We start from the raw sequence: 13,812 nt of genomic DNA, 5'->3' as shown, positions 1-13,812 counted from the left end.
CTCCAAAGCGTGAAGCCCGGACATCGCTCCGGGCTCCCACGTGCCGCCGGGACGTCCCTCCCGCAAAGTCGCATGGACCGACATTCGTCGACGAGGTTGATGCGTGGCCTGCCCGGTCACGGCTCCGCTCCAGGCGAGCGCACGCGCAGGTCGCCGATCGCATTCAACGACGCCGAACGCCTGGCGGCGCCGATCATCGCCATGACGGCCAACGTCCTGCCCGAGCAGATCCGGATGTTCCGGGAGGCCGGGATGGACGACCCTATCGGCAAGCCGTTCCACCGGGCCGCCCTCGACCGGATGGTCGACAAATGGCCGTGCTCGGGGTCGGGGGCGATGCCGCCCGCCGACCAGGCGGCCGCGGAATCCGGCCTCGTCGATCGCCGCATCGAAAACCGAGATGGTCGTAAGACGAGATCGTCGCCCTATCGGCGCGCCGCTCACCACCGGCCTCCTCCTGGCCTTCGCGGAGGAACTGGACACGCGCTTCCTGTACGAGGCCGAGACCGAGGAGGCTCGCAACGGCCTGCGCTTCGAAGCCCGAAGTTGCGTCTCATCGGCGGGGACGCTCGGCTTCACGGCGCTCTCGGACGCCTGCCGCACCCTCGACGGCCGCGACGAGCGGCGAATCGCGCAGGCCGGGCCCGAGACCTTCCGCCGGCGGCTCGGCGCGGTGCGGATGCTGGCCCGCCGGTCCGCCGCATGCGCGGCGGCGCTCGCGCCCCACGGCCGGCCGCGGGCGACCAGCCCGGCGACCCATCCGCGATCCGCCGCCGGCCAGGGCCGACCGTCCGGCGTTCGATCCGACGGCTAGGGTGCCGCGTCGGCCCGGGATGGGGTCGCCTCGGCCGTGGCGTTCCGGGGATGCTCGTCTCCGCGCGGATCGATCACGACCTTGAGCACGTCGCCGGGCTCGAGGGTGTCGGTCTCCGTGACGGAGAGGACCTGTGCGCCGCCGGCCCCGCTGCGCACGATGCGATAGGCGAGGACCGGATCGCGTGCCCAGCCCGCACTCATCGTCGCGCCCACGACGGAGGCCGTCGACAGGGCGCGTTCGGCGGAGACGATCTCGGCATCGATCAGGGCGATCTCGCGCTCGGCGGCGAGGCGGTGCCGGGCATTGCCCTGGTCCAGGGCCTCGCGGGCCATCCTCTGGCGCTGCTCCGCCTGCAGGATCCCGACTTCGTAGTCGCGCCGGCGTCCCTCCATGTCGATGAAGTCGCGGCGGACGTCGGCGACGCGCTCGCTCTCGACCACCTGCCGGGAGAACAGCGCCTCCATAGTGCGCAACCGGTCGCCGCGGGCCGCGATCTGGGCCCCATAGGTCTCCAGGCGCTTGCGCAGGAGGTCGACTTCGGTGCCGGAGGCGTCCGCCGCGGCCTTGCGCGATCCCTCGTCGCTGGTCTGGAGGCTCGCCTCCAGGCGCAGCACCTTCGCTTCGGCGCCCAGGAGAGCCGTCGCCTCCTCGGGTCCCGCCAGGGTCCGAAGCCGCTCCTGCGCCTCCGTGCCCATCCGTCCCGTGGTCAGCGCGGCCTTGCGCGCCAGCGCGCGCTTCAGCCGGGTGCGGGCACCGTCCTCCCGCTCCCGTTCCCGCAGGGTCTCCACCACCCCCGAGAGGGTGGCGGGATCCTTGTCGCGCCCCCCCGCGAGGGCCACCGCCTGCAGCACGATCATGCCGCCCGCGTACGGGTAGGCACCCGGCGCGCGGACGGACCCCACGACGAAGACGGGCGCACGCTGCACGAGGCCGACCGTGACCCCGCCGTGCCGGCCGAAGGCGGTCTCGAAGACGCCCATCAGGTCGGTCTTGAGCGTCTCCAGGGGCTTTCCGGCCGCCGGGACGAAGCCGAAGAACGGCAGCGAGAGGGCGCCACCCTGTTCGACGGCGTATTCGCCCGAGAGGTCCACCCGCTGGTAGAAGGTCTGGATCACCGCGGCGGCGCCCGCGGACTGGCCCTTGTCGCCGGGCGCCGGATTGGGGATCTCCATGGTCTCATAGAAGGTGATCTTGAGCCGGTCCCCGGCGCGGAGGACCGGCCCGCCCTCGGCCAGGGCCGCCCGACCGGCCAGAAGGGTGAGCACCGCGAAGGCGACGGCTCGGCATCTCGACATGACCTCGGCTCCTTGAGTTCGTGGGATTCGGCGTGTTCGTGGGATTCGCCCCGGTGATCGGGGTGTCGTCGGGGCGCCGCTCACTGCACACTCCGGGCGTCGAGCCCGGCCTTCGCTGTGGATTGAACCTGCGCCTGCTGGGCCTGCGCCTGCCGCGCGATGGTCGCCGGGGCGAGGGCGCTTCGACGCAGGGCGTCGAGGCCGAGGCGCTGCTCTCCGCCATGGTTGAGGCGCTCGGCCAGCCGCAGCTGGACCGGGAGCAGGTCGGTCGGGAGCCGGTCCCGGCGCAGGAGATCGCCCAGGGCCGCCAGGGCCGCCGCGTCGCCGGAGATCAGGCTGACGAGCGCCACCCACTCGATCCGGGCCGGAGCGGTCAGGGTCTCCGGATCGACGGATTCGAGGACGCGGCGGGCCAGGAACGGGTTGCCCTCGTGCAGCGCCAGCCGCGCGGCGAACAGGGGCTGGCGCTGCAGGGCGGCCCAGGGCAGGCGGGGCCGCAGCGGCGCGATCGCATCGAGGCCGTAGCGCAGGGCCAGGGCTTCCACGATCGCGATCTGCGCCTCGTACCAGCCGGGTTCGGCGAGGATCCGCGAGGCCTTGCGCCAGAGCGCCGCGACGTCTCCCACCGCATAGGCGGCCGCCACGTAGCCGGCCACCGCGTCGGAGGAAGGCTGTGGACCGCCCTGCGCCCAGTCTTCGAGGAGCATAGTGGCGATGCGCCGGCTCCCGTCCTCGGCCACCACCCGCGCCAGGTAGAAGCGCGTCGCCGGGCTGAGGGCGATCACCTGCGCGCCGAGGGCGACGGCGGAAGCCGGGTCCCCCCGCGCCGCCATCCGGCGCACCACGTGCACGCCGAGCCAGGGCTTGTCGCGCCAATCGGCGACCCAATGGCCGGCGCGCTCGGCGGCCTCCTCCCGCAGGCCTTCGGCGAGAAGGAGGTCGAATAGGACGATCCGACCGATCTCCTGCGTGGCCGGCATCAGCGCGTCGGCCCGGCGCAGGGCGTCCAACGCCGCCGCGCGCTCCCCGGCCCAGGACAGGAGAATGCCCAGGCGCTCGACGTCCACGGGCCGCAGCAGCGTCTCGTCGACGATGCCCTTCAGGAATTCGCGCTCCTCGTCGAGGCGCTCCTGGGCCCGGTAGAGGTCGAGGAGCGCCCACAGGCGCGGCCGGGTCGGGGCCAGGGCCACCAGGGTCACCAGGGTACGGGTGGCGGCCGGACGGTCGTCGGACGCCCGGTAGAGATTGGCGAGCCATTCCAGGACCTGCACGTCCCCGGGCCGCTCCACCAGGTACCGCTCGAGGAGATCCTCCGCGAGCCCCCGGTTGCCGGTGGACTCGAGGGCGCGCGCGGCCGCCGCGAGGAAGGCCGGATCCCGGCGTCCCAGGGCGAGGAGCCGCGCCAACTCGCTCGCAGCCTCGCTGGTTCGCCCGTCCCGCGCCAGCATCGCGAGCTGCTCCTCGGAGCCGGGCGAGAGGGCGTAGGCGGTCGCGGCGGCGGCAAAGGCCCAGAGACCGAGGAAGCGCCAGCCGATCCTCATGGCCGCCCCGCCGCACCCGCGCGTCCGGGTTCACGAGGACGACCGATCGACGATGTGCCGTGACTGGCCAACATGACGCGTTGTCCGCACCCAAGCTCCGATGCGAGCCATGAGAGCAAGTAAAAAACAAAACACAAGAATTCAAAACTAAGGTTTTCAAGCTGGATGATACCGCGAATGCGTCCAAAACCGGTGAAACTAATTCCTTTTCGCTAAAGGATGGACTCCTTTTTTATCGGGATCTGCTCGACAGACGCAGACGATCCTCGGTCAACAGACGTAGGAGACCGTGAGCGTTGCCGCTTGGGAACCGTACCGTCCGCTCCCCCTGTGGCTCACGGAGGACAGCTCCCAGCCGCGCGTGGGGAGCCTGCGCGCGCCGAGGCCAGCGCCCACAAGGTTTCAGCAGAGCATTCGGAGCCGGCTTTCCACGATCGATCCCGAAGGAGACCGGTAATTCCCTATTCCGGAAGTCGAAAAACTACCGATATTCTATCAAAGATTAATACTGAAACGATCGTTAAGTAATCGCTTGTAATCCGCACAATCCCAATGTAGCTAATCAAATCGTCGCGGCACACATCTCGGATCTCACGAGTGGCGCTGGAGTCGGCGCATGCCGAAGACCGCATGGGAGGGCTGACTATGTCACTCGTCGCAATCGAATCGGGCATTTCCGTTGCGAGGGCGGAACAATCCACGGTCGTCATCATCGACCCCCGGGTCCTGTTCCGGGAGAGCTTGATCTCCCAGATCCAGAAAAGTGCCGACGCCCCCCAGGTCCTGGGCTTCTGCAGCGTCGGACTTTGGCAGAAGGCCGCGACGGAACGGCCCCCGGCCTCCGTCATCGTGATCGCGGCGACCCATCGCAGCATCGCCCAGATGGAGAGCGAGCTGGATACCCTCGTCAGCGTCAGTCCCGGCGTTCCGATCGTCCTTCTGTCGGAACTCGAGGATTACCATCAGGTCACCGAGGCGATGCGACGGGGGCTCAGCGGATTCATCCCGATGACGAGTTCCGTGAAGGTGGCCCAGAGCGCCATCGCCCTGGTGCTGGCCGGCGGCTGCTTCGTCCCGTCCGGGATCGTCTGCACGCCCCCCGCGCCTCCGGCCGCGGAGGCGCGCGGACGCGGGTCGGTCCGGCTGACGGAGCGCGAGGCGGCCGTGCTCGGCGTCCTGCAGATCGGCAAGCCGAACAAGGTGATCGCCTATGAGCTCAACATGTGCACCAACACGGTGAAGGTGCATGTGCGCAACATCATGAAGAAGCTCCAGGCCAAGAACCGGACCGAGCTCGCCTATCTGGTGAACACCAAAGGCGTGGTGTCCTGGGCTCCCCATCTCGGCGGCGCCTGGTTCCACGCCCGGCCCTCCGCGGATCAGGCGAAGGCCGCGCAGACCCTGACGGTGACGCACAACGCCTGATGCGGGCTCCGCTCGATCGCGAAGCGGTGTCCGTATCGGCAAGCCGGCGCGGCGCTCGAGCGAAGCCCGCATCCGCCATCCCCAAGGGATCGGACGGATGTGGTCCGACACGGGGCTTCGTCCGCCGCCCGGATCCGAGCCGCGCCCGGCCGACCGGGCGCGCCCCCTCGGCCGGGCGGAAGACGGGCGGCCGGACGGGTAACACGGACGGATGACAGCATTGGTCCTGCGCTAATCCAAGATCGCTAGGTCCGGCGATATTTCTTCCCAGCTGAATTCCTGCTCTTTTCAAGATGTTTCAGGATCTTGCGGTGCGCCGGCGATCGACTTCGGTGGCCTGCCGCGGATGCCTGTGGGAGGCCATGCGGTGACGACTGCGGCGGCGGGTGAGCGGGGCGCATCGGATCAGGATCGGTCCAGCCCGTTGCTGGGATGGCGGCGCTACGTCCCGGAGGCCATCGGCCTCGTCCTGCTCCTGGTCCTGATCGACCACCTGGTCTTCGACGGCAGCCGCTACGCCTGGATGACACCCCGGCCGTTCTGGATCCCAGTCATCCTGATCTCGGCGCAGTACGGCCTCGCGGGCGGCGTCTTCGCCACCCTGGTGGCGACCCTGGCGCTGTACAGCTCGGCACTGCCCTCGCAGCTCGCGACCCAGGATTACTACGCCTACTCACGCCAGGTCGTCGCCGAGCCGACGGCGTGGCTGGCCTGCGCCCTGGTCCTCGGCGGGTTGCGCAGCCTCCACATCTTCCACGCGGCCGAGTTGCGCCAGCAGCGGGACGACGCCCTCGACGAGGCCGACAGCCTCGGCCGGGGCCTCTCCGCCGCCATGGCGGAGATCGGTCGCCTCGAACTCCGATTCGCCGCCGAGACCCGCACCCTCGGCAGCGTGAGCAAGGCCTTCGCCTGCCTGGACGCCGAGGATGGCCTCCGCCTGGCGACGAGCCTGGCGGAGCTGGGCCGCCGGCTCGTGGGAGCCTCCCGACTCACGGTCTACGCGGCCACGCCCCGGGGCCTCGCCCCCCTGGCCACGGTCGCGGAGGGCGGAGCGTGCGACCGGGCCACCGCACCGGCCATCGATGGCATGCTGGCCGAAGCCGTCGCGCAGGCGCCGGACCGGCTCTGGCGCCGGGATCGCGCCGCGGATGCCCGGAGACTGCCGGACGGCGCGGTCCTCGCCGTCGCCCTTCCGGCCCACGGCGCCCCGGGCCCGCGCGGCCTGCTCCTGATCGAGGGCCTGCTGCCCAACCAGACCCTCGCCGAAGCCGCGCCGCGCGCGCTGGACCTGGCGCTGGCCATGGGAAGCCTGGTGGCCGGGGCGGAGCGATGCTGATCGACCTCCCCGATCCGCTCGCCGCCGCGCGGCCCCGGACCGCCTGGGACGCGCACCTTCGCGTCCCCCGTTCCCCGACCGTGGTCGCCCTCGCCACGGCGCTCGGGGAGCTCGCCCTCGCCGCGGCGCTGCTCCATGCCCTCGTGGGTCCCGTCGTCGTCCTCGCGGGGCATGTCGGCCTGTGCCTGATCCTCGGCCTGCGCACCCTGCAGGACGCTCAGGCACCGGGCGAGGCGGCGCGGCTGGCGCACCTCACCCTCTGGACCTTCATCGGCGGTCCCTTCGGCACCCTCCTGGCGATCGGCCTCGCCCTCCTCGATCGCGGCGCGGCGCCTCCGCGACCGGCCGAGCCTTTCGGAACCTGGCTCGAGACGGAGGGTCATCTCGACCCGCGAACGGATTGCGGCCGGCTCAGCAGCGACCTGCGCGATGGGCGTCTCCGGGTCGGCAAGGCCAGCAGTGTGGTGCCCCTGGCGGACATCCTCGATGGCGGCGCGAAGGAAGCCAAGTTCGAGGCGCTGGCGATCGTGGGGCGGCGCTTCGATCCGTGCCTGACCCATGTGATCCGCGCCGCGCTCCAGGATACCGACGCCTCCGTGCGCGTGCTGGCCTCGACGGTCCTCGCCAAGCTCCAGACCCGCTTCACCCGGGACCTCATCGCCCTGGAGGTGGCCGTCGCCCAGGCCCCGGGCGCGGCCGGCCCCTGGCTCGCCCTCGCGGCGGCGCGCCGCGCCTACGCCGAGTCGGGCCTGACGGAGCCCCTGCAGGCCCGCACGGAGATGGCGGCCGCCCGCGTCGCCGCGAGCCAGGCCCTGGCGGCCGAACCGGAGAACACGGCCGCCCGGGCGCTGCTGGCCGCCATCGAGGCCGAGAGCGGCGCCTCGACCCCGTCTCTCCCGCGGGAGGCCCTGCCGTGAGCGCGCAGACCGCCTCCGGCCCATCGGACGTGTGCCTGCTCGTGGAGGGCGGGTACCCCTACCTCCTCGGCGGCGTCTCCTCCTGGACCGACAGCTTCATCCGCAGCTTTCCGGACAAGCGCTTCAGCCTCGTGGCCTTCACGACCTCGGACCAGGAACGGACCCGGAAGTTCGACCTTCCGGCGAACGTCGAGCGCATCGTCGACGTGCCCATCGACGCCTGCCCGCCGGGACGCCTGCCGCTCCTGCGGGGGCGGGAAGCGATCGCGCCGCTGATCCGGGACCTGCAGGCCGTCCTCACCGATGGGGGCGCGCAGGCCTGGGTCCGGTGCGTCCGGGAGCTCGACCGGTGCGATCTCCGGCAGCGGGCCCTGCTCGATTCGCGCCCGGCCTGGACCGCGCTCGAACGGATCTACGAGGAGATGCTCCCCGGGGCGCCCCTCGTCGATTTCTTCTGGACCTGGCGCTTCCTGGCCCGCAGCCTCATCGCGATCGCCACCGCGCCGATCCCGCCGGCCCGCATCTATCACGCCATCTCGACAGGCTATCCGGGACTGTTCGGGGCCCGGGCCAAGGCCCTGACGGGGCGGCCCTTCGTGGTGACCGAGCACGGCATCTACACCAACGAGCGCCGGATCGAGCTCTCCGTCGCCGACTGGATCTACGAGTCCGGCGCGGGCGGGTTCGACGTCACCGGCACGGCTCCCGAGCTGCGACGGGTCTGGCTGAACGCCTTCAACGCCATGGCGCGGATCACCTATGACGTCGCCGACCTCATCACGACGCAGTTCCGGACCAACCAGCTCTACCAGATCGAGGACGGGGCAGCCGAGGCGAAGCTGCGCATGATCCCGAACGGCATCCGCCTCGACCAGTTCGCCGACATCCCGCCCGGTCCGCAGCCGCGCCGCCCCACCGTCCTCCTGGTCGGCCGCCTCGTCCCGATCAAGGACATCCGCACCTTCATCGAGGCTGCCGGCCTGCTGCGCCGTCAGGTCCCCGACGTCGACGCGATCATCATCGGGCCCGAGGACGAGGATCCCGCCTACGCGGCCGAGTGCCGGGCCCTGGTGCGCCAGCTCGGCCTGCAGAACACCGTCCGGTTCCTCGGCCGGGTTCGGGACGTGAAGACCTATTTCGGACAGACCGACGTCATCGCCCTCACCAGCATCAGCGAGGCCCAGCCCCTGTCGATCCTGGAGGCGGGAGCCGCCGGCGTGCCCGCGGTGACGACCGATGTTGGCTCGTGCCGCGAGATTCTCGAAGGACCGGACGGGCCCGACTCCGACACGGCGGGCGGATTCGTCGTGCGCGCCTGCGACCCGCAGGCGACGGCCGATGCCCTCGCGCGCCTCCTGCGCGACGGCGACCTGCGGGCGCGCATGGGCCGGAGCCTGCGCGCGCGCATCCGTACGGTGTTCGATCAGGACCGGGTCGTCGGGCTCTACGAGGCGCTTTATGCGTCGCTCGACCCGGCCTCGCTCGATCCACCAGCCCCCCGAAGCTCTCAATCCCTGCGGGATGACGGTCCGGCGGCGGAGATCGGGAGGATTCCATGGCCGGCCTAGGCTTCGCCCTCGAGCGCATGACGCAGGGGCGCTCCCTGACCAGCACCGCCGGAGCCTACGTCTACGCGGCCCTGCTGGTGGCGGGTCCGTGGATCTTCACGGTCCTGGCGATCGGCGGCATCGATCTCGCCGCCTGTCCCACCGACGACTGTCCCGGACTGCCGCTCTTCCGCTCGGTCATCATCTACAACGCCCTGATCTCGGCGATTCTCACCGGCCCGATCGCCTTCGTCTGCACGCGCTTCGTCTCGGACCAGGTCTGGCTGAAGCGCGACACGAGCGTCACCTACGCGTTCGTCGCCGCGCAGGCCCTCTTCGCCGCCGCGGCCCTCGTCGTCGCCGGCCCGCTCTATCTGTTCGCGGCGGACCTGCCCGGCCCGGATACGGTGGCCGGTCTGCAGAACCTGCTGCTGATGGGCGCGGCCTGGCTCCTGATCCCCTTCATGGGCGCGATCCGGAGCCACGTCATCGTCGCCGTGGCCTTCGGCGCCGGTGCGGCCGTCATGGTCGCGCTCATCGCGATCGCCCCGAGCAGCGAGCCGCTCCGGCTCCTCACGGCCTTCAACATCGGGCTGACGGTCGTCGACCTCGTCCTCGCCCGCCGCCTGCTGCAGGAATACGGGGTGGCGCTCGTGCCCGATGCCGCGCTGGCGCGGTCCCTGCGCACGCACTGGGACCTGCCGCTGATCGGGCTCACCTGCGCCCTCGGCCTCTGGGTCGACAAGCTCATCATGTGGGTCGCCGCGCCCATCGGCGTGACCACGGTGGGCGGCGCCTTCCGGACCATGCCGAACTACGACACGCCGATGTTCTGGGCGCAGCTCGCGTCGATCCCCATCCTGGCGGTGTTCTTCGTCCACGTGGAGACCAACTTCTTCCGCCTGAGCCGCGCCTTCTACGGCAGCCTCGCCCACGGGGTCAGCCGTCGCGACCTCGCGCGAAAGCAGGCACGCCTGTCGCGCTTCGTCATGGCCAAGCTGTCCGGGTTGTTCATCGCCCTCGCGGCCGTCGCCCTCATCGCCATCCTGGTCTCCTACGTGGCGATCGAACCCCTCGGACTGCGGGCGAGCCAGATGGGCATCCTGCGGGCGGCCCTGGTCGGAATGGTGTTCCAGACCAGCGCCTCCTTCTGCTTCATCTTCCTGCTCTACTTCGACCTGCGCCGCCACGCCCTCGCGGTCTCGGCGACGTATTGCATCCTGAACGGAACGCTCACCGCCGCCCTCCTGCCCCTCGGATTCCCGTTCTTCGGATACGGCAACCTGTTCGCCTCGGCCCTCACGTTCCTCCTCGCGGTGACGCTCCTCGCCCACGAGCTGCCCTGGCTGCATTTCCATGCCTTCGTCACCAACAACACGTCCCTGCGCCCGGCCGAGGCACGGGCCCGGCCGGTTCGCCGCTACTTTCGATTCAGAAGGTCGAGCGATGCGTGATCCCGCCGATGGACGCCGCAGCGTCGGGCGCCCAAGCATCCTGCGTCCAAGCATCCTGCATCCCAGCATCCTGCGCCCCAATATCTTGCGCCGAAGCGTCCTGCGGCTGCTCGCCGGCCTCGGGGCCGCGGGCCTGCTCCTCGACCGGCCGGCCCGCGCGCGCGACCGGCTCCGCCACCCCCATCTGGCCTGGACGCTGTTCTACGGCGAAGACCTGGAGCCGGCCGCATTCGAGGGCTTCGACCTCGTCGTGCTCGATCCGGGCTTCAAGAGCCCCCTGACGCCGATGCGGGACCTCGGAACCGAGGTGCTCGGCTATCTCAGCCTCGGCGAGATCAAGCGCACGAGTCCCTTGTTCGCGCAGCTCGACGACCCGGATCTCCTCCTCGGCGAGAACCCGAACTGGCCCGACACCGTGCTGTGCGACGTGCGCCGGCCCGCCTGGCGTGCCCTGATCCTGGACGTCGCGATTCCGGCTCTGCTGGAACGCGGGTTCTCCGGGCTGTTCTTCGACACCCTCGACACCCCGCCCCATCTCGAGCAGACCGACCCCGAGCGCTATGCCGGCATGCGCTCGGCCGCCATCGACCTCGTCCGAACCATCCGCCGGCGCCATCCCGACCGGATGCTGCTGATGAATCGCGGCTACGCCCTGCTGCCCGAGCTCATCGGGCAGGTCGACGGGGTCGTCGCCGAGAGCCTGCTGACGACCTACGACGCCCCAGCGAACGGCTACCGCTGGACGGAGCCCCGCGAACTCGACCCGCACCGGCAGGCCCTGCGCCCCCTCGCCGAGGCGGAGCCGCCGGTGCCGATCCTCAGCCTGGATTACTGGGACGCCGAGGACAGCGCGACCATTCGCGAGATCTACACCCGTGAACGCGCCCTCGGGCACCGCCCCTACGTCGGGCAGATCCTGCTCGACCGGGTCCTGCGCGAGCCGCACGCCCGTGCTGAGCGCTGAGCATCCTTCGGCCCACGCCCGAAATCCCGCTGAAAACTTCCTAATCCGTTTGTGTCGATTGCGCAGATCCTGACCGTGCGCTGAACTACTTGAAACTGTGTTTCGGTAAAGCCGTTGGGGAGCATGAGATGGACGGAACAGCATGGCAGGGCAAGCGGGTCGCGGTGACCGGCGCCGGCGGATTCATCGGCAGCCACCTCGTGGACGCCCTGGTGCGGGCCGGCGCCGAGGTCACGGCGATCGTGCGCTACAATTCCGGCGCCCGGGTCGGCAACCTCGACTTCCTCGACCCCGAGGTCCGGGCCGCGATGACGGTGGCCTTCGGCAACATCGAGGACAGCGACTTCATCTACCAGACCCTCGAGGGCCTGGACGTCGTGCTGCACCTCGGCGCCCTGATCGCGATACCCTATTCCTACGAGGCGCCGCGCAGCTACGTCCGCGCCAACATCGAGGGCACCCTGAACGTGCTCCAGGCCGGGCGCCGCAGCGCCGTCGGGCGGATCGTCCATACGAGCACCTCGGAGGTCTACGGGACGGCCCTGCGCACGCCGATCGACGAGACCCACCCGCTCCAGGGGCAGTCTCCCTATTCCGCCTCCAAGATCGCCGCCGACAAGCTCGCCGAGAGCTATGCCCGCTCGTTCGAGCTGCCGGTGGTGACCCTGCGGCCCTTCAACACCTACGGGCCGCGCCAAAGTGCCCGCGCCTTCATCCCGACTATCATCTCGCAGGCCTTCGCCCGGGACGAGATCCGCCTCGGCTCCCTGACGCCGGAGCGCGACATGACCTACGTCTCCGACACGGTGGCGGGCTTCCTCGCGGCCGGCTCGCAGCCGGGCATCGAGGGGATGACGATCAATCTCGGCACGGGCGAGACCTACTCGGTCGGCTGGTTCGCCCACCGCATCCTCGAACTGATGGGTGTCGACAAGCCGATCGTGACCGAGGCGCAGCGGATGCGGCCGGAGCAGAGCGAAGTGCTCAAGCTGATCTCCGACAACGGTCTGGCGCGCCGCGCCATGGGCTGGGCGCCGCGGATGTCGATCGATGACGGCCTCTGCCGGATGATCGACTTCGTCCGCTCGAACCCCGGCTTCTACGCCACCGACCGTTACGTCACCTGACCCGGGCGCCCTGTCCCTGGCGCGGCGTTTCGCCAACCCGGCCCGGGCCGGCGCCGGACGCAGCCGGGGCTTCCCCGGCGTGACGGGGGGCCCGGACCGGCGATCAGCGAAGCAACCAGGTTCCGATGCAACACAGGGCGGCCGAATACACCGGATGGCCCTCGTCGTCCGTCACCAGCACCGTGAAGGCTTGGCAATGTCCGTCCGCCCAACCTTCGTGGATCGCGATCTCGGGCAGGATGCGCTTGGCATGAAGGACGGCTTCCCGCGGACCCGCGAATTCCGTGCCGACATCGTCGCGCTCGGTGTGTCCGTCGTAGATGTCGAAGAAGTACCGAGGCATGGATCCCTCCGCACAGGCCCCGAAGAGCCGCGACGGCTCGTACGTGCGGGAAGGCCTCAAAGGAGCGCGATCACCGGACGCGAATCCTGTTCAGCACGCCGCCGGGCGGCATTGATCCATCGCAATGCAGGCGAAAGACCGCGGATCATGGTCGGCAAGCTGTCCATGATGACAGCCGCTACCGCTGGTGTCTGGACCTCTCCAAACAGGCGCCGGCGGTGGCGTCATGCCTCCGAACGGCCGCGGCATCGCGGGCCGACGGCCTACGCCACACGCGGTGCGTTCGCCTCGGGCGCGAGGTGCAGGTAGGCCGGGTCGAACATCGCGAAGTCCTTGAGCGCTTCGACATCGGGGATGGCCACCCGCTTGCCGTCGAGGGCGATCAGCCTCCGGCGCTTCAGGCTCCCGAGCGTCCTGTTCACATGAACGGGCGACAATCCGAGCGCATCGCTCAGGTCGACCTGCGTGAGGGGAAGCTCGTACCCGTTCCCGGTCGCCAGCCCGACGGATTGGAAGCGCACCAGAAGTTCGCAGAAGACATGCGCGAGCCGCCTGTCGGCCGGGCGATGCCCCACGACGAGCAACCACTCGCGCAGGATCGCCTCATCGACCAGCGCGGCGCAGCGAAGGACGTGATCCAGCGACGGATAGCTGGCCGTGAGCCGGCCCAGAACGTCGTGCGGGACCCGCGCCACCTCGCACAGGGTGAGCGTCGCGATGGAATGGTCGAGCGCACCGATGATCGGCACGTTGAGATCGCAGACATCCCCCGGAATGAGGAAGGCGAGGATGACCCGGGTCCCGTCCGGCAGGAATTTGCAGCGTCAGGCCAGTCCGCTGCGAATGATGTGGAGGTGATCCGGAACGTCGCCCTCCGAGACGATGTCCGTCCGGGGACCGACGAAGCGGCCGTGAACGTTGGCCTGCTCGAGAGCGTCCCGGTCCGCATCCGAAAGACTGAAACGAGGTTCGAACTTGCGGATAAAAGATCCGAACACGTGCCCCTCTGAAGTCGCCACCGAAGATCAACATTTGATATTAGATCA

The 13,812-nt window shown here is 70.1% G+C and carries 13 protein-coding genes; 8 read left to right on the top strand and 5 right to left on the bottom strand.

The annotated features are described in order from the left end of the window. The first annotated feature begins 400 nt into the window (after positions 1 to 400). The gene (locus tag ASG63_RS10440; RefSeq protein WP_056215591.1) at positions 401 to 814 is read left to right on the top strand and encodes a phosphorelay protein; all 414 of its coding nucleotides are present in this window, start codon (positions 401 to 403) and stop codon (positions 812 to 814) included. On the opposite strand, the gene ASG63_RS10435 is transcribed toward ASG63_RS10440, so the two are convergent. Together ASG63_RS10435 and ASG63_RS10430 are read right to left on the bottom strand one after the other, a co-directional pair. After that, complete coding sequence (locus ASG63_RS10435) at positions 811 to 2,112, bottom strand: SLBB domain-containing protein (protein WP_056215588.1); 1,302 nt, start codon at positions 2,110 to 2,112, stop codon at positions 811 to 813. The two genes, ASG63_RS10440 and ASG63_RS10435, sit on opposite strands and share 4 nt — an antisense overlap. Positions 2,113 to 2,192: 80 nt before the next feature. Continuing rightward, the gene (locus ASG63_RS10430) at positions 2,193 to 3,653 is read right to left on the bottom strand and encodes a tetratricopeptide repeat protein (protein WP_056215584.1); all 1,461 of its coding nucleotides are present in this window, start codon (positions 3,651 to 3,653) and stop codon (positions 2,193 to 2,195) included. 645 nt (positions 3,654 to 4,298) lie between these two features. Here ASG63_RS10430 and ASG63_RS10425 point away from each other — a divergent pair. From ASG63_RS10425 to ASG63_RS10395, 7 genes are all read left to right on the top strand, one after another. Further along, a complete protein-coding gene (locus ASG63_RS10425; protein ID WP_056215579.1) occupies positions 4,299 to 5,078 on the top strand; it encodes a helix-turn-helix transcriptional regulator in 780 nt (259 codons plus the stop codon). A 424-nt stretch (positions 5,079 to 5,502) separates the two neighbouring features. Beyond that, entirely contained in the window at positions 5,503 to 6,414 is a 912-nt protein-coding gene (locus ASG63_RS10420) for a hypothetical protein (RefSeq protein ID WP_056215576.1), read from the top strand. After that, a complete protein-coding gene (locus tag ASG63_RS25785) occupies positions 6,408 to 7,331 on the top strand; it encodes a hypothetical protein (protein ID WP_056215572.1) in 924 nt (307 codons plus the stop codon). The genes ASG63_RS10420 and ASG63_RS25785 overlap by 7 nt, the downstream gene beginning before the upstream one ends. Continuing rightward, positions 7,328 to 8,899, top strand: a complete 1,572-nt coding sequence (gene pelF / locus ASG63_RS10410; protein ID WP_056215568.1) for a GT4 family glycosyltransferase PelF — start codon at positions 7,328 to 7,330, stop codon at positions 8,897 to 8,899. Before ASG63_RS25785 ends, pelF begins: the two co-directional genes overlap by 4 nt. Then, the gene (gene pelG, locus ASG63_RS10405) at positions 8,887 to 10,332 is read left to right on the top strand and encodes an exopolysaccharide Pel transporter PelG (RefSeq protein ID WP_056215564.1); all 1,446 of its coding nucleotides are present in this window, start codon (positions 8,887 to 8,889) and stop codon (positions 10,330 to 10,332) included. Before pelF ends, pelG begins: the two co-directional genes overlap by 13 nt. Continuing rightward, positions 10,325 to 11,296: an endo alpha-1,4 polygalactosaminidase gene (locus ASG63_RS10400; protein WP_056215561.1), complete on the top strand. Its 972-nt coding sequence runs from the start codon at positions 10,325 to 10,327 to the stop codon at positions 11,294 to 11,296. The genes pelG and ASG63_RS10400 overlap by 8 nt, the downstream gene beginning before the upstream one ends. Positions 11,297 to 11,424: 128 nt before the next feature. Further along, the gene (locus ASG63_RS10395; protein ID WP_082501118.1) at positions 11,425 to 12,423 is read left to right on the top strand and encodes a GDP-mannose 4,6-dehydratase; all 999 of its coding nucleotides are present in this window, start codon (positions 11,425 to 11,427) and stop codon (positions 12,421 to 12,423) included. Between the two features lie 103 nt (positions 12,424 to 12,526). Here the strand turns inward: ASG63_RS10395 and ASG63_RS10390 are convergent, their stop codons facing one another. From ASG63_RS10390 to ASG63_RS25185, 3 genes are all read right to left on the bottom strand, one after another. Further along, complete coding sequence (locus tag ASG63_RS10390; protein ID WP_056215557.1) at positions 12,527 to 12,766, bottom strand: DUF6894 family protein; 240 nt, start codon at positions 12,764 to 12,766, stop codon at positions 12,527 to 12,529. A 263-nt stretch (positions 12,767 to 13,029) separates the two neighbouring features. Then, positions 13,030 to 13,515, bottom strand: a complete 486-nt coding sequence (locus tag ASG63_RS10385; RefSeq protein WP_056215553.1) for a Crp/Fnr family transcriptional regulator — start codon at positions 13,513 to 13,515, stop codon at positions 13,030 to 13,032. 75 nt (positions 13,516 to 13,590) lie between these two features. After that, positions 13,591 to 13,764: a hypothetical protein gene (locus tag ASG63_RS25185; protein WP_156394145.1), complete on the bottom strand. Its 174-nt coding sequence runs from the start codon at positions 13,762 to 13,764 to the stop codon at positions 13,591 to 13,593. Positions 13,765 to 13,812: the final 48 nt, after the last annotated feature.

It is taken from the genome of Methylobacterium sp. Leaf94 (genome assembly GCF_001426045.1).
Classification (GTDB): Bacteria; Pseudomonadota; Alphaproteobacteria; order Rhizobiales; family Beijerinckiaceae; genus Methylobacterium.
Note: the sequence above shows the minus strand (reverse complement) of the source record. Positions and strands in the feature narration are given on the sequence as shown.